This window comes from Lysinibacillus sp. NPDC093210 (assembly GCF_044753985.1).
Taxonomy (GTDB): Bacteria; Bacillota; Bacilli; order Bacillales_A; family Planococcaceae; genus Lysinibacillus.
This window is the reverse complement of record NZ_JBIVOE010000003.1, coordinates 171,747-188,289: the sequence shown is the minus strand read 5'-3', so window position 1 is coordinate 188,289 and position 16,543 is coordinate 171,747. Positions and strand designations below refer to the sequence as shown.

Sequence of the window (16,543 nt, the reverse complement as noted above, 5' to 3'; positions counted from 1 at the left end):
ATCGCTGATAAACCCAATCAAATCGCTATTTGCACACTCCTTAACTAATATACAAGGCATGATTTTTCATAAAAAACAAAAAAGAGCATTTACAAAATGAAAATATTTGTGTTAACTTAATATTTGTAACTGGTTAACACAAAAGAAAGGGAGGTTAAGATGCAACATTTTTGGGTTGTTGGTACAGATACGGATGTTGGTAAAACAATTGTTACCACATTATTAATGCGAAATTTGCAAAAACAGGACTTACACGTGACGCCTTATAAGCCGGTACAAACTGGTGAAGTACATGATGGTAAGCAATCCTATTACTACGATACGACTATGTATGAAAAATATTCTTTACAATTGCTCGACAAAGAAAATTTAAATGGCTATTCGTTTAAAGAAGCCGCATCACCACATTTTGCGGCTCAGCTGGAGGGGCAACAAATAAATACACAGCGATTATTAAGCCAATTGCAGCAATTACAGCAAAAATGGGATGTTGTTATTTGTGAAGGGGCAGGAGGGCTTTTTGTACCATTAGATTCATATGACGAAACGACACTTTTGGATGTTATTGTTCAAAGTAAACTACCAGTAGTCGTTGTTACTCGCACAACGCTCGGTACGATAAACCACACGCTTTTAACGTTAGAAGCATTAAGTAAACGTAAAATAGAAGTTCTTGGCATTGTATTTAACGGTGACACGGGTAGTGGGATGGAGCAAGATAATATTAAAACAATTTTACGTCATCACCCATTACCGTTTGCGACTATACCGAAGCTGAAAGATATATCACAAATTATTGACTTTGCTATTACAGATACATCATTGTTTGAAAGGCTGTCAAAACATGAAGCAAGTATTAACTGAGTTACAAGAAACCGATTTGCAACATGTATGGCATCCATGTTCACAAATGAAGGACTATGAGGACTTTCCACCAATTGTTATTAAAAAAGGGCAAGGTGTATGGTTGTACGATGAAAAGAATCATCGCTATTTAGATGCGGTATCCTCCTGGTGGGTAAATTTATTTGGACATGCCAATCCACGTATTAGTCAAGCTTTAAGTGAGCAAGCATTTACGTTGGAGCATGTAATCTTTGCAAATTTCTCACATGTACCAGCTATTAAGCTCGCACAAAAATTAGTAGCTTTAAGTCCACATAGTTTGCAAAAAGTATTTTTTGCAGATAATGGCTCATCCGCTATAGAAATCGCATTAAAAATGAGTTTTCAGTATCACATGCAAATAGGAAAAACGACGAAAAAACGATTTCTAGCATTAACGGATGCATACCACGGCGAAACACTTGGCGCTTTATCAGTAGGTGGTGTTGATCTTTATAATGAGGTGTATCAACCACTTTTATTGGATACAGTGCGAGCACAGGGGCCAGATTGTTTTCGTTGCCCTTTCAATAAAAACCCGCAAAGTTGTGATGCTCAATGTATTCAATTTGTTGAAGAAGAGCTGATTATGCATCATATGGAAATTACAGCGGTCATAATTGAGCCACTTATTCAAGCAGCGGCAGGCATGAAAATGTATCCAGTTATTTACTTACGACGTTTACGGGAGCTATGTACAACATACGATGTCCATCTAATAGCAGACGAAATCGCGGTTGGCTTCGGTCGAACAGGTACTCTTTTTGCCTGCGAACAAGCTGAAATTTCGCCCGATTTTATGTGCTTGTCCAAGGGCTTAACAGGTGGTTATTTACCGCTTTCTGTCGTGTTAACAACAAATGAAGTATATCAAGCATTTTATGATGATTATGCGACAATGAAGGCATTTTTACATTCGCATAGTTATACGGGGAATACACTTGCTTGCCGTGTTGCCCTAGAAGTATTGTCGATGTTTGAAGAAGAGCATTACATAGACATTGTGCAAGACAAAGGTGAACGCATGCGTAAGTTAGCAGTACAGGCTTTCAGTGAATTGCCTTTTGTTGGCGAATACCGGCAAGTTGGCTTTGTCGGGGCAATAGAGCTTGTGGCGAATCGCGATAAAAAAGAGCCATTACCGAGTGAAGAGCGTATTGGCTATCAAATATATAAAAGAGCATTAAAAAAAGGATTACTTATTCGTCCACTAGGGAATGTTTTGTATTTTATGCCACCCTATATAATAACGGACGAGGAAATGCAATTTATGATTCAAACAACAAAAGAAACAATTGTTCAATTTTTTGAAGAACGGGGGAATAATGCATGTTTCAACGACAATCAACGCTCTCACTTGTAATGATAGCGATGTTTGCTGCTTTAACAGCTGTTGGTGCATTTATTAAAATACCACTTCCTGTAGTGCCGTTTACATTACAAATTGTTTTTGTTTTTTTGGCAGGCTGCTTACTTGGTGGTCGCAATGGATTTCTAAGTCAGCTCGTTTACATAGGAATTGGTTTAGCAGGCATGCCAGTTTTTACACAAGGAGGAGGCATTACATATGTATTGCAACCGACCTTTGGTTACTTAATAGGCTTCGCACTTGCAGCATTAGTGATTGGTTTTCTAATTAATCGGGTAGAGGCACCGACGAAAAAACACTTCATCGGTGCAAATCTTGTAGGGCTTATCATTATTTATGCAGTAGCTGTGCCGTATTTATATGTGGCATTGAATGTATGGTTAAATATGAAATCAAGCTGGTCTCATGTTTTCTTAGTAGGTTTTCTTAATAGTATTGTTGCAGACTTTTGCCTAGCAATTGCCTGTGCCCTTTTAGCTGAACGATTATATAAAGTATTTCGTTCCGCTAGAGCTTTAAAACTTGTGCGAGTTGAAAAGGAGAATGTTCAGTGAATTGGTTACAGTTAGCAGATGAAGTGATAGCGGGCAAAATTATTAGTAATGACGAGGCGCTTGCCATTTTAAACAGTGATGACGATGATATTTTAAAGCTAATGGACGGTGCCTTTGCTATTCGTAAGCATTATTACGGCAAAAAAGTAAAGTTAAATATGATCATCAATGCTAAGAGTGGCTATTGTCCAGAGGATTGTGGTTATTGTTCACAGTCATTTAAGTCGACAGCGCCTATTGAGAAATATCCATTTATAACGAAAGAAGAAATATTAGCAGGGGCAAAACGAGCGTTTGAAAATAAAATAGGTACTTACTGCATCGTAGCAAGCGGACGTGGGCCGACTCGAAAAGATGTCAATGTAGTGAGTGAAGCAGTTGAAGAAATTAAAGCACAATATGGCTTAAAAGTTTGTGCTTGTCTTGGGTTACTGAAAGAAGAGCAGGCACAACAATTAAAAGAAGCAGGTGTCGATCGCTACAATCATAATTTAAATACATCTGCGCGTCATCATTCCTATATTACGACTACACACACTTATGAAGATCGTGTAAATACGGTTGAAGTTGTGAAAAAACATGGTATTTCTCCTTGCTCAGGGGCCATTATTGGGATGAAGGAAACAAAAGAGGATGTCGTGGAGATTGCACGTGCCCTGCACCAACTGGATGCGGATTCGATTCCAGTTAACTTCCTTCATGCAATCGATGGGACAAAGCTAGAAGGAACATATGAGTTAAATCCTCGCTATTGTTTAAAAGTTTTAGCGTTATTCCGTTATATAAATCCAACGAAGGAAATTCGTATTTCTGGTGGACGCGAAGTAAATTTAGGTTCTCTCCAGCCATTCGGAATGTATGCAGCAAATAGTATCTTTGTCGGGGATTACTTAACGACTGCAGGGCAGGAAGTGAATAGCGATTTTCGCATGCTCGAAGATTTAGGATTTGAAATAGAACTTACAAAAAAGCAAGAAGAAGTATTTTGTTAAATTCATCATCCTTATAAAATAAAATCTACTACTACTACTACTACTACTAAATGATGATTAAAATTGGAAGACCGTTTGTATGTCGTAGAAAAGGCGTACAGACGGTTTTTCTAGTAGCCAGTTATGCTTGGACAAAAGTTATCGTAGGCAAGTAAACAGTTCGTAATTTATACCTAAAATATGAAGATTTTCACAAATTGTTCAATGAAAGCGTTTTGAAATTGAACAGTTTGTGAAGGGCTTCACATAAAGCTTTATTTTTTAAAAAAAGAGCGTAAAATAGGAATCAGCAAGAAGTTGTTATAAGACAGTTAGTTCTTTGTATCACATATTTGGTGATTGTTATATTACAAAAATAAAATGGAAAGGAGCGGTTAAGATGTGGGTTGTAACAGTATTTGAGAATAAAAATATTCGTATTTTCGAATATACAAACAAAAATGAGGCAACAGCAGCTTTAGCGAAATTTAAGAAAAATGCCGTTTTAACATATACAAAATAATACTTTAATTAGTTTAAAGAAACCACATTGTACGCAATAACGTACAATGTGGTTTCTTTGTTTTTATTAGTGTATGAGTATTGAAAAGGCACTATAAACTAATAAAAGTGCCATTAAAATATTAAATGGTTGACGATATTTATTAAGTACTTTGCGAAAAGCTGAACCGAATAGTGCCCAGCAAAATGTACTTGTAATGCCAACGAATCCTAAAAATAGGGCGAAAAAAATGTAGCTCGGTAACGATGCGTAATATGGAAGAATATAGGTTGCGACGACTGTGATGCCAAATAGAATACCTTTCGGATTTACAAATTGCAGGAAGGCACCGAGTAGCAAAAAGCTACGTCTATTTTCCTCAGAATGGTGACTATTTTCATCATTCTCTTTAGAGGTTAATATTTTAATAGCTAAATATAACATATAGCCCACCCCCAAAATGGTTAATGGAAGTGTAATTATGGGCATGACGCTGATGAGGGCAATATTAAAAAAACAACTTAATGCAGTTATTGTGAAAAAACCAATTCCAACACCTAGACAAAACTGTATGGTTTTTCCCAAACCATATTGATTGGCAAATGCCATTGCCATAATGTTGTTCGGACCTGGTGTAAAGCTTGTAATAACTACGAATACTAAAAAAGATATGTAAGGCATTTTAGTCCTCCTTGTATTTTGTATGTTATAATGTCTGAAATAAACAATATAACGTCGTTCTTTTTATTATACATAACGTACGTTATATTGTACATATTGTAAGAGGTGATTGTAATGGAGGAAATTCATCTTATTTTTGCCAAAAATTTAAAAGCAATTCGAGAAAAAGAAAAATTAAGCTTAGAAAAAGTTTCTCAGCTATGTGGCGTAAGTAAAACAATGATTGGACAAATCGAAAGAGGAGAGTCCAGCCCGACGCTTACAACTATATGGAAAATCGCAAATGGACTCAAAGTATCTTTTACTTCACTAATCCATCAACCGCAGACGGATACTGAAGTCATTTTAAAAAAGGATATTCAAGTATTGTCAGAGGATGATGGAAAATATAGAGTATATCCGAATTTTCCATTTCAAGAAGATAGTCGATTTGAAATTTATACGATTGAAATTGATAAAGATGGGAAATTAAGCGCTGAGGCTCATAAAGAAGGGACAGAAGAGTTTATTACTGTTTTTGAAGGTGAATTATTGATTCGGGTTAATGACAATGAGTATATATTAAAAAATGGCGATTCTATCCGATTTAGAGCTGACCGACCTCACTTCTATAGTAATAACGGTGAGATATTAACAAAGTTAGGGATGACTATCTATTATCCTTATGAAAAATAAAAAGCCGTATAAGCGCTTATCGAGAGCGCTTATACGGTTCTTTTTGTTTTTATAAAATGCTGCCTAAACGTTTAATCCCTTCACGGATAATTTCAGGTGTTGCATTTGTATAGTTTAGACGCATTGTGTTTACGCCTGTTTTTGATGTATAGAATGGGTCACCAGGAACGAAAGCGACTTTTTGTTCCATTGCTTTATTGAAAATGTCTAATGCGGAAGCTCCGTTATTCATCGTAGCCCAGATGAACATCCCACCATCTGGTCTTGTGTATTCAACATGTGCAGGGAAGAATTCTTGCATTGCGTCTAGCATTGCATCCGATTGATTTTTATATAATGAAACAATTTTTTTCACGTGCTCTGTATAGTCATTATTCGCTAAATAATCATAAATGACATATTGAGAGAAAATATTTGTGTGTAAATCAGTCGCTTGCTTTGCTGTTTCAATATGTTTCATTAGCGCTTTGTTTTTTGTAATGACAAAGCCAAGGCGCATACCTGGTGTAACTGTTTTAGAGAAAGAACCTAGTAAAATACTATTTTCGAGTTTTCCGGCACCGATATAAGGTAATGGCTCACCTTGGAAGCGTAATTCTCCGTACGGATCATCTTCAATTAGTGCTACGTCATATTTAGAAATGATGTCATAAATTTGTTGACGTTTTTCCTTTGAATACGTTAGTCCCGTTGGATTTTGGAAGTTAGGAACAGTATAGATGAATTTAACGTTAGGTTGCTGTAAAGCTTTCTCTAACTCTTCTAAATTAAGACCATCGTTTTCAAGTGTTACACCATAAAAAGTAGGTTCACTTAATGTGAATGCTTGAATAGCACCTAAATAGCCTGGCTCCTCAATCACAATGCCATCACCTTTATTAATAAGTACTTTCCCAATCAGTTCAAGTGCTTGCTGTGATCCAGTTGTTATCAATATATCATCCGCATGGATATCTAGCCCATGAACACGGCGGTATTTTGCAGCAATGTATTCACGTAGAGGCGCATATCCTTGTGTAGATGAATATTGGAATAATCGACTACCATTTTCGTTAATGGCATGATCTACAGATGCTTTTAATGCATCGATTGGGAAAGAGATTGGGTTTGGAAGCCCGCCTGCAAAGGAAATGACATCCTCGGCATCCGTTACTTTCAAAATATTACGGATGAATGAAGATGGTGTGTTTAAGATTCTTTCAGAATATTGCATAATGTTATCGGTCCCTTTTTTCTGATTTTTTAAAAATTATATCATTGTAATCATTTGCATACAATATTATGATTGTATGCAAGACAATTAAAATATTGTATGCAAATGCGAAGGAAAGAGGGCTTGAAAAATGCCATTCAATTCATTTGAGGAATACCCAATGAGCTGGAAGCCAAATATCCGCAATATTTCATGGCCAATATATATTGCAATTGCTGAGCAGCTTGAACAGGATATTAAAGAAGGCATTTTATTGCCAGGTACAAAGTTGCCACCACAACGAGAGCTTGCTGATTTTTTAGATGTGAATTTAAGCACCATTACTCGTGCGTTTAAGCTTTGCGGACAGCAAGGTCTAATTTATGCTTCAATAGGGAGCGGTACATTTGTTTCTTCTGATGCCGCCACGAATAAAATTTTATTACCTACCAGTCATTCTGCTCATATGATTGAGTTGGGCTCAGTATTGCCTGCTACCTATGCCAATGAGGAAATAACGCGCTATATAAAAAAAATGCTGAATGATTCTAATTTTAGTAAGTTATTTCAATATGGGCGACCCGAGGCGAATGCCTGGCAAACAGAAGCTGCAACAAAGCTTTTGGAAAAAGTCGGCTTTCAAACAGATCAGCCTATATTGCTAGGGGCAGGGGGGCAAAATGCAATTGTCGGTACACTAGCAGCATTATTTCATGCAGGAGATCGTATCGGAACAGACCCGATTACTTATGCTGGGATAAAAACGGCGGCTAATATGCTTGGTATACAGCTAGTGGCAATTCAGCAAAAAGATGGAGAGATGACAAAAGAAGGGCTCTTATATGCTTGCAAAAATGAACATATCAAAGGACTTTATGTTATTCCTGATTTTCATAATCCAACTACCCATACAATGTCAATTGAGACTAGGAAAATGATTGCAGAAGTGGCGAGACAAAAAGATTTAATCGTTATTGAGGATGCGATTTATAGTTTTTTACAAGAACAGCCACTTAAGCCCATTGCATTTTATGCACCCGAAAAGGTAGTTTATATTGCAAGCGTGTCCAAAACAATCTCACCTGGGTTAAGGCTATCTTTTGTTGTGACGCCTAGTGCTTTAAGAAAGAAAATTATTGAAACATTATATAATATTAATATATCTGTATCACCAGTCATGGTGGAGCTTACTGCAAGATTGATTCAAGATGGTGTTGCACAAACGATTTTAGAGAAACAGCGATTATATGCTAAACAGCAAAATGCCCTAGTTAATCAATATTTAGGTGAATACAACATTTTAGGCAATGATGAATGCATTTTTAGATGGCTTATATTGCCTGAAAAATTTACCGGTGTGCAGTTTGAATTACTTGCATCGAAAGCGGGCGTACAAGTGTATGCTGCAGAGCGTTTTGCAGTGGGCAATGCAAAACCTGTAAATGCAGTACGATTGGCGATTACTGCACCTGAAAATAGCATGCAGCTAGAGCAAGCCTTAACGGTGTTAAAGGAATTGCTCGAAAGTGATGGTGACTATACTTTTATAGATTAAAATAGAAAGTACATAATAATGGTATGTGTGGTGAAATGATGGAACATAAAGGACGGATTATTTTTCATGTTGATATGAATAGTTTTTATGCATCTGTTGAACAGGCGCATGACCCAAGTTTAAAAGGGAAACCGATTGCAATTGCAGGAAACCCAAAGGAGCGTCGGGGAATATTAGTGACATGTTCATATGAGGCAAGGGCGCTTGGCGTTTATACGACAATGACGGTACATGAAGCTAAACGAAAATGTCCGGATCTGTTGTTGCTACCACCAGATTTTCAAAAATATCGTGAGGCTTCCAAAGCAATGTTTGCTATCTTACGAAGCTATACGGAACTAGTGGAGCCAGTATCAATTGATGAAGGCTATATGGATGTTACGCTGTTAAGTAAGGAGCGCCATGCACTTCAAATTGCCCAGGAAATACAAACACGATTATTAACAGAGTTGGATTTACCATGCTCGATTGGTGTTGCCCCTAACAAGTTTTTAGCCAAAACAGCATCAGATATGAAAAAACCGATGGGTATCACAGTGCTAAGACTAAGAGATATTGAACAAGTGCTTTGGCCACTTGAAGTAGTCAAAATGCATGGTATTGGTGAAAGTACTGCCAAAAAGTTAAATGACCAGGGTATTTTTACAATCGGAAATTTGGCTATGGTTGAGGAACATAAAATCAAGCATATTTTAGGAAAGAATGGGGTTAGACTTCGTGCCAGAGCAAATGGAATCGATATAAGAGAAGTAGACCCAAATGCCATTTATGATACAAAAAGTGTCGGCAATTCGACGACATTACCGCAAGATGTAACAGATATTCGGCTCCTTCATAAAACAATTGATGGGCTGTGCAAAAAAGTAGCTGAACGACTCGATGCGAAACGTCTCGCAGGTTCCACAGTCAGTATACAAATTCGTGATGCTGATTGGCACAATCATACTCGCTCAAAGTCGATGACTAATGTAATTTATCGCTTTGAAGATATTTTTGAAATTGCTTGTGCGCTCTTTGATAAACATTGGGATGAGTCGCCTGTTCGGTTGCTCGGTGTAACTGTTTCGAATGTAGTTGATCGAAAAGATTATAGCCAACAGCTGTCTATTTTTAATTTTGAAGAGCATGTAAAAGACGAGCCTATTTTAAAGGTAGTGGATGAGATTGAAGGGCGTTTTGGGAAAGGCATCATTAAACGAGGTGTTGATATAGGTAAACGATCATCTTATCAATCACAAACAAGCTTTAGCAAAGATTTTTTAGACGATCACGAATAGAAGAGCCAGCCTAAGACCAAAAGGGGCATTACGTTCAACGTAAGCCCCACCTATGCCTTTTATTTCATCGGATTAATAATTCCATAAAAAACAATATCTTCAAATGAGTCGTTTTTATAAACGTGGTCTTTTAAAGTACCTTCATATTGCATACCGCACTTTTCCATAATCTTACCAGAAGCGGGATTTGATTTAAAATAGCGAGCGTAAACACGATGATAGTTTTTCTCTGAAAACACAAAGTCGATTAGTGCCTTGGCTGCTTCCGTTGCATAACCTTTGCCCCAATGCGCTTCACCAATCCAATAAGCGATTTCGCCATTTTTATATTGTTGATGATTTGAAATACCGATAGCCCCATATAACTGACCACTTTGTTTGTCTGTAATCGCAAATTCATACATTTTATCTAAGTCATAGTGCATTTCATGATTTGCAATCCATGTAAGAGCGCAATCTAATGAGTATGGATAAGGTAAATTCAACGTGCTTTTGTATATATTGTAATTGTTACAATATATACTCACTTCTGGAGCATCTGTTTCTTTAAAAAGACGTAGCAGTAGACGATCTGTTTCTAGTGTTTTTTCGGTTTTACTATAAATCATGTTATTCCTCCTATTCTTCCAATTATTTAATGCTATGAAAAAGTAGTGTAACACGTATAATGGTTATTTTGTATATTTTAGGTAATTAAATTTGTGTTTCACTTGAAAATGAATGTTAGAACAATTCACGTCTTTGTTCTAACAATGACGTTTTGTTCCTAACAAAAAATAAAATAAGTGAATAATTAGCAAACCTATATGGCACATTAACATATAGGAGGTGGAAGAAAAATGTCTAAAATTATCGGTGTCGAACAATCATTATCAAATGTTGAAGATGCTTTAAAAGCAAAAGGTTATGAAGTGATACAGCTTCGTAATGAAGAGGATGCAAAAAAATGCGATGCTTGTATAATTACAGGCCAAGACAGAGATGTTATGGGAATTAGCGACCCTATAATGGCAGGACCTGTTATCGATGCGGCTGGGCTTTCTGCTGATGAAGTAATACAGCGTGTAGATCATTATTTCCACTAAATATGGCCAAGGGTGCTGTTTTTGAAGTCTGAAGGGACTTCAGAGCGGCGCCTTTTAATTTCCATACGAAGCTGCGAAGTTCATTTCTGAAGTAATATCTTTATAACAGCATTTCCTTTATAATTAACACTAGCTACATATTTTTAACAATCATGGGTAGACATAAGGGGAGAGAATGAAATGGAAATACTTCACGCGACTTTGGATGAATTAGAAGAAGTAACAGTGCTATTTGATGAATATCGCCAGTTTTATGGACTTGAATCAGATAGAAGTAGTGCTAAAGCATTTATCCAATTACGAATGGCTTTAAAAGAATCCATTATTTTTATTGCTGTAGTAAATGGGAAAACAATTGGCTTCGCACAATTATATCCAACTTTTTCATCTATCGCTTTACAGCGTGCATATATATTAAACGATATATATGTAACGGACGATGCTAGAGGCCAAGGGGTGGGCAAAGCATTGATGGAGAAGGTGTTTCAATATTGTGAGCAACAATATGCACGGTATGTTACGCTTCAAACGGCTACAGATAATGTGCATGCACGAAAGTTATATGAAAATCTTAATATGAAACAAGATCAATATTGTAATTATGTTAAGTATTTTAATTAAGAATAAGCATCTCGTCCATTTTGGATGAAGATGCTTTTTTGTGTTTTATTTACGATAGCGTGGTAGTTTGCAATATAAAAGAAGTAAGTCACTAATAATTAAAAGGATTTTAGAAACATTTGTAAAATATATATATTAATACCTTAAAGGAGGACAGACAATCATAATAAGAACTAGAGGAATCAAACAATTTATACAATGTGCGTGGTAGTTACTAACTTATATAAAACTAAAGGAGCAAAAAATGAAAGCGATTGTATTTGATTTTGATGGAACATTGGCGAATACTTTACCAATTTGTTACTATGCTTTTCAAAAAGTATTTAAAGAGTATGATAATAAGGATCTTACGGCAAATGAGATTAAGGAAATGTTTGGTCCTTCTGAAACAGGTATTATTAGAAATAATCTCTCAAATCCTAATAAGGAAGAAGCTATCGAATATTACTATGCTCAATATTCCGAATTACATAGAAGTTTGGTAGAAGCTAATCCTGAAATTCGAGGACTATTGAACACTTTGAAAGAGGCAAATATAAAAATAGGAATTTTTACGGGAAAGGCAAAAAGAAGCTTGGATATCTCTCTAAAAGCATTAGATATGGAAGATTTATTTGATGTCATCATAACTGGTGATGATGTATTAAAACCTAAACCAGATCCAGAGGGGTTATTAAAAGCATTATCTATTTTAGGCATAGAAAAATGTGAGGCAGTTTATATTGGAGATAGTGATGCGGATATCGTTGCAGGTTTGCAGGCAAATGTCTATACGATTGGCGTACAATGGTTAAATGAATACCAAACCGAGGAATTTAACGCACAACCAAATTCAATCATAAAAAGTATCACAGAATTTAAGCGTTTCTTAAAAGTTGGGATTTTATGAGTTACCAATGGCTGGAATGGGCAAAAAAAATACAAGCCTTATCTCAGGCAGGCTTAGCTTTTTCTAAGGATATCTATGATATCGAGCGTTATGAGGAATTGCGTAACATTAGTGCAGAGATTATGTCACAACACACTGAACTTGAAATGACCAAAATTAAAGATTTATTTACGAATGAAACAGGTTATCAAACGCCAAAAGTGGATGTTCGTGGTGTTGTTTTTAAAAATAGTCAAATATTAATGGTAAAAGAGAATATTGATAATAAATGGGCATTACCCGGAGGATTTTGTGATATTGGATTATCTCCTTCAGAGAATGTAGTAAAGGAAATTAAAGAGGAGTCTGGTTATAAAGTAATGCCAGTCAGGTTACTTGCGTTATTGGACAAAAATAAACACCCGCACCCTCCTGAACCATATCATTACTATAAGATATTTATTTTGTGTGAGATTATTGGAGGGGAAGCTACTATAGGTATTGAGACGAATAATGTTCAATTTTTTTCGCAACATCATTTACCTCCACTTTCTACTAATAGAAATACTACGTCACAAATTGATCTTCTCTTTGAATTTTTGCGGACTCCAGAAAAGGAAACTTTATTTGATTGAGATGAATGCAATTTTTCGAACGTAGTTGATAAAAGGCATCGAGAGTTCAACTCGATGCCTTTTGTCATTTTTTTATTTTAGCAGTCGCTAGTTACTGTATTTCAAGCGTATATGGTTGTGTACTAGCTTTGCCGTTTATTTCACTAACTTCTATATAATACGTTCCTTTATCTAGTTCAACAGAACCTACTTCAGTATCTTTGTCTCCGTATAGATCTAATGTTTCAACCGTTTTTCCATTTGCATCAATAATACGAATTACACCATCTAAACCTTTTTCAGTTTGTAAGGAGAAGAACACATCACGTTTGCGGTCATTGTAGAATTCGAAATAGTCTTTATCGCCAAATGGCACACTAGCATTTAAATATTGATTAGCCACATATTTATCGCCGTTTTTCGTTAGCTTAGTTGGTTTTGTTGGCAAACCATGCACTAAAGTGGAATCTGCATCTTCATCCACATTTTTATGATTAAATAAAGATAAAGTGTATGGTTGAAGCGATACGAGCCCAATGTCCGAGCCTGTAAGAGTAATAAAATAACCGTGATTTCTCTTCGCTAGGAAAGATGTGTTGACCTCTGAAGTACCTGAGAGACCAAGAAGTATTTCAAATAGGTTTTCACCTTGTCCAAACGGTATTTCTGTCGCTAGTTCATCGTCATCGATTTGCATATTGCCGTTTGTATCCTCAATAATTGAACCAGAAAATTTCAAGTCAAATTGTAGTTCCTTTGGTATTTGATTGAGTTGTACATTTGTATAGGGTACGGAGGATAACAGAAGACTCAAGACTGTATCCTCGCCTCGATGTTTATAGTAGTAATAATCTTTATCATCATTATAGATGAGATGATTTTGATAATCGATACCTGGTTCAATTCTCTGAGCATTGATGTCTGTATTAATTTCATTGTTTTTGTCTTTGGGTACAGCTGCCATTTTCCTTGATGTAAGTGTATATGGTTCGATGGAACGTCCACCAACATTGACAATTTTCATAACATAAGCTTTATCTTTTTTCAGAGCAATTGTTTTAGGGGCGTTTTCATCAATTGTTACTCCGTAAAGTAGACCAATAAGCCCCGAATCATTCGTTAATGAAGAAAGTGGTAGCAATTCATTCGTTTCCTCATCATATTCAAATATAGTGCCAGTTGGTCCTTGATTATATCCTTTTTTAATATGAAAACCATAAATCGCATCTTCCGGAACGGCAAATACGAAATAATCTTCATCATATTCAGTTTGGAAGTATGCTTTTTGATCTTCACCGATATCAAAAGGAATCGCATTCGGCATAATGAGATCCGCATCTAAATCGTTTTCCTCAAAATCGGAACCGGAAAGAAGATTTAAAATATTATTTACTCGTTCACCTTTTTTTGCTTTATTTTGAGCTGGTGCGTCATTGCTATTTTGTACATCGTTTTCAAGCATTGGCTCATTCAAAGGAAGTCCGTCTTCATCTTCAGGAAGATGAACAACTTCTCCTTTTAACGTGTAAGGAATAATCGATTCATTTATGTTCGCCTTTTCCTCATTATCAATACCGCCATTAAAGAGCATATCGAACGTCAATGCGCCACTGTTGTCATTGGATACACTTAGTACATACTCTTCATCAGGGATTGCATCGAAAACGATACTTACACTTTCACCTTTTGCTGAGCTGGAAGATGCTTGTATTGGGTAGGGTGCATTTTCATTCCATTCTTCTTCATCTACTTGTTCTGTTGAGATGTTATCCAAATCGCTTTTTAAATGGATTTCCATTGATGCTGTCACACCTGGTATACCAGATAAATCAAATTTCAATGTAGATGGTTGCGTTACTGAAAAGATAAAGTAATCTTGATCACTTTGTTGATCATCTGACAGTAACGTATAATTTTCCCCTACTGTACTAAAAGGGAACTGTTGAATTTTATGTGCGCTATCCATTGCTAATGAATCGATTGGTATTTCATTTGTCGTTTGCGCTGTGAAAATATAGTTTGAAGCACCTTTTAAGCTATAGCTACCATTATGATCTTTGACGCCAATAAGAAGCGTTCCTGCTTGCTCTGCTTTATAAAGGTATCCTTCATGTTTTCCTGCGCGGACATCATTGACATTTATCATTTCAGACTCATCTTTTTGACCTGTAGGGTAGAAGTATAAGTCAAATGCATAGTCATAGTTGCTAGCTCCTTTTAATGACAGTTGAGCATATTCACCTGCGTCCAATTCAATTTTATACCATTTCTTTTCATCTGGTAGCTTGAATTCACCTTTTTCGGTATTCATACTATTTTTATTAAGCACTGTGGCATTATTTAGGCGCTCTTCTTTTGTTTCAGAATAGCGCTTTGGTAGGTTGTTTAAATCGAAGTGCATTGCTTTTAATGGGTCGACGAGGCCATGGCCATAGGTTAGATCGTAGCCTCTTTCACCTAAATCCTTTGCGGTCATTTCGAGTATTGCCTCTATTTCATGAGGCTTTAAAGTGGGATATTTTGATTTTAGTAGGGCTGCTACACCCGCAACTACAGGAGATGCCATTGAAGTCCCACTAAAAGCTGTGAAGGAGGATCCCTTTTTTTGATCATAAACGGTACTATAAATATCTTCTCCTGGCGCAACTAAGTCCACTGATGGTCCATAGTTGGAATAGCTTGATAGCTTATTACGTTCATTTGTAGAACCAACGCTAATGACACCTTCGAAAGAAGCGGGGAAGGAGTATTGATCTGTTGAATCATTGCCTGCGGCAGCTACAATCGTAATGCCTTTATCGATTGCTTTTTTAACGGCTTCCTGTATTAGTGGAGATTCTCCGTAGCCACCGAGACTCATATTAATAACGTCAGCGTTTTGTTCAATAGCATAAAGTATACCTTGCGCAATAACGAAATCATTTGCAGTTTGTTTGCCGTTAAAGACATCTATTGGAAGAATCTTAGCTGTTGGAAAAATACCATGTCCGCCAAGCCCATTATCTTTAGTAGCTGCAATAATGCCTGCTACATGCGTCCCATGTGGATCAGAAAAGGACGTATTGGCAGGTGTAGCTGCATTATATGGTGGAAGCACTTGAGACTTCAATTCTGGATGTTTATAATCAACACCAGAATCGATAACTGCTACTTTGACCTCATGATTTCCTGCTAATGATAAAGCCCTATCAATTTGCAGTAGGTTTAAATGATACATATCCTTCTTCTTTGGATCAACTACATTACTAAAGGATTGGTACTTGTAGCTTGGAGATACACTTTTGACTCCATCTTGCTTGGCATAATAAGAAACAGCCTCTGTTAATGTTACGCCTTTTTTTAGTTGGATTACTTCGTAACCTAATGAAGGAATCGATCGAATTACTTTTGAACCAATTTTACTATGTACGGTCTTAGCAAGACTCGAATGTTTGACGATAATAGTATCGGCACTAATCCATTCGTTTCCTCCTGTTTGATAGTTGAACTGCTTTAACGCTTGCTTTTTGTTGCTAGCGAGCATACTTGTCACCAATTCTGGGTTCTGTGGTGCTTCAGCAAAGGCAGAAGCAGCAGGAACCATTAGTGCAGAACATGCTACGACAGCGATTGATTTCATCACCCAGTTTTTCAATTGTTTTTCCTCCTTGAGTAAATAATGGTATTTCACTATTTATAACGGATGGAGAATAGA

At 36.5% G+C, this 16,543-nt stretch carries 16 protein-coding genes; 12 read left to right on the top strand and 4 right to left on the bottom strand.

What is annotated here, in order from left to right; all coding sequences use genetic code 11:
- Positions 1-159 precede the first annotated feature (159 nt).
- From bioD to ACIP9C_RS10115, 5 genes are all read left to right on the top strand, one after another.
- On the top strand, positions 160-864 hold the full coding sequence (bioD, locus tag ACIP9C_RS10135; RefSeq protein WP_401010213.1) for a dethiobiotin synthase: 705 nt from the start codon (positions 160-162) through the stop codon (positions 862-864).
- Positions 845-2,248 (top strand): adenosylmethionine--8-amino-7-oxononanoate transaminase, encoded by a 1,404-nt coding sequence (bioA, locus tag ACIP9C_RS10130; protein ID WP_401010211.1) that lies wholly within the window; start codon positions 845-847, stop codon positions 2,246-2,248. Before bioD ends, bioA begins: the two co-directional genes overlap by 20 nt.
- Positions 2,215-2,808 carry a biotin transporter BioY gene (locus tag ACIP9C_RS10125; RefSeq protein ID WP_401010209.1) on the top strand — a complete coding sequence of 198 codons (594 nt, stop codon included), beginning with the start codon at positions 2,215-2,217 and terminating at the stop codon, positions 2,806-2,808. The genes bioA and ACIP9C_RS10125 overlap by 34 nt, the downstream gene beginning before the upstream one ends.
- Positions 2,805-3,800 (top strand): biotin synthase BioB, encoded by a 996-nt coding sequence (bioB, locus tag ACIP9C_RS10120; RefSeq protein ID WP_401010207.1) that lies wholly within the window; start codon positions 2,805-2,807, stop codon positions 3,798-3,800. The genes ACIP9C_RS10125 and bioB overlap by 4 nt, the downstream gene beginning before the upstream one ends.
- Before the next feature lie 379 nt (positions 3,801-4,179).
- Positions 4,180-4,302 (top strand): hypothetical protein, encoded by a 123-nt coding sequence (locus ACIP9C_RS10115; RefSeq protein WP_340823925.1) that lies wholly within the window; start codon positions 4,180-4,182, stop codon positions 4,300-4,302.
- 66 nt (positions 4,303-4,368) lie between these two features.
- Here the strand turns inward: ACIP9C_RS10115 and ACIP9C_RS10110 are convergent, their stop codons facing one another.
- Complete coding sequence (locus ACIP9C_RS10110) at positions 4,369-4,962, bottom strand: LysE family translocator (protein WP_401010206.1); 594 nt, start codon at positions 4,960-4,962, stop codon at positions 4,369-4,371.
- Positions 4,963-5,076: 114 nt separating this feature from the next.
- Here ACIP9C_RS10110 and ACIP9C_RS10105 point away from each other — a divergent pair, with 114 nt between their 5' ends.
- On the top strand, positions 5,077-5,637 hold the full coding sequence (locus ACIP9C_RS10105) for a helix-turn-helix domain-containing protein (protein WP_401010204.1): 561 nt from the start codon (positions 5,077-5,079) through the stop codon (positions 5,635-5,637).
- Positions 5,638-5,686: 49 nt separating this feature from the next.
- Here ACIP9C_RS10105 and ACIP9C_RS10100 read toward each other — a convergent pair whose 3' ends face one another.
- Positions 5,687-6,850, bottom strand: a complete 1,164-nt coding sequence (locus tag ACIP9C_RS10100) for an aminotransferase-like domain-containing protein (protein WP_401010202.1) — start codon at positions 6,848-6,850, stop codon at positions 5,687-5,689.
- Between the two features lie 130 nt (positions 6,851-6,980).
- Between ACIP9C_RS10100 and ACIP9C_RS10095 the strand changes: the two genes are divergently transcribed.
- Positions 6,981-8,384 (top strand): aminotransferase-like domain-containing protein, encoded by a 1,404-nt coding sequence (locus ACIP9C_RS10095; RefSeq protein WP_401010200.1) that lies wholly within the window; start codon positions 6,981-6,983, stop codon positions 8,382-8,384.
- Positions 8,385-8,422: 38 nt separating this feature from the next.
- Complete coding sequence (locus ACIP9C_RS10090; protein WP_401010670.1) at positions 8,423-9,661, top strand: DNA polymerase IV; 1,239 nt, start codon at positions 8,423-8,425, stop codon at positions 9,659-9,661.
- Positions 9,662-9,720: 59 nt separating this feature from the next.
- On the opposite strand, the gene ACIP9C_RS10085 is transcribed toward ACIP9C_RS10090, so the two are convergent.
- Positions 9,721-10,269, bottom strand: a complete 549-nt coding sequence (locus ACIP9C_RS10085) for a GNAT family N-acetyltransferase (protein WP_401010198.1) — start codon at positions 10,267-10,269, stop codon at positions 9,721-9,723.
- A gap of 231 nt (positions 10,270-10,500) precedes the next feature.
- Here ACIP9C_RS10085 and ACIP9C_RS10080 point away from each other — a divergent pair, with 231 nt between their 5' ends.
- From ACIP9C_RS10080 to ACIP9C_RS10065, 4 genes are all read left to right on the top strand, one after another.
- A complete protein-coding gene (locus ACIP9C_RS10080; RefSeq protein WP_401010196.1) occupies positions 10,501-10,746 on the top strand; it encodes a YkuS family protein in 246 nt (81 codons plus the stop codon).
- Between the two features lie 180 nt (positions 10,747-10,926).
- Positions 10,927-11,367 (top strand): GNAT family N-acetyltransferase, encoded by a 441-nt coding sequence (locus tag ACIP9C_RS10075; protein WP_401010194.1) that lies wholly within the window; start codon positions 10,927-10,929, stop codon positions 11,365-11,367.
- A 244-nt stretch (positions 11,368-11,611) separates the two neighbouring features.
- Entirely contained in the window at positions 11,612-12,256 is a 645-nt protein-coding gene (locus tag ACIP9C_RS10070; protein WP_401010192.1) for an HAD family hydrolase, read from the top strand.
- Positions 12,253-12,870 carry an NUDIX hydrolase gene (locus ACIP9C_RS10065; RefSeq protein WP_401010190.1) on the top strand — a complete coding sequence of 206 codons (618 nt, stop codon included), beginning with the start codon at positions 12,253-12,255 and terminating at the stop codon, positions 12,868-12,870. The genes ACIP9C_RS10070 and ACIP9C_RS10065 overlap by 4 nt, the downstream gene beginning before the upstream one ends.
- Positions 12,871-12,961: 91 nt before the next feature.
- Here the strand turns inward: ACIP9C_RS10065 and ACIP9C_RS10060 are convergent, their stop codons facing one another.
- Positions 12,962-16,483: a S8 family peptidase gene (locus tag ACIP9C_RS10060; RefSeq protein WP_401010188.1), complete on the bottom strand. Its 3,522-nt coding sequence runs from the start codon at positions 16,481-16,483 to the stop codon at positions 12,962-12,964.
- Between the last annotated feature and the right edge of the window lie 60 nt (positions 16,484-16,543).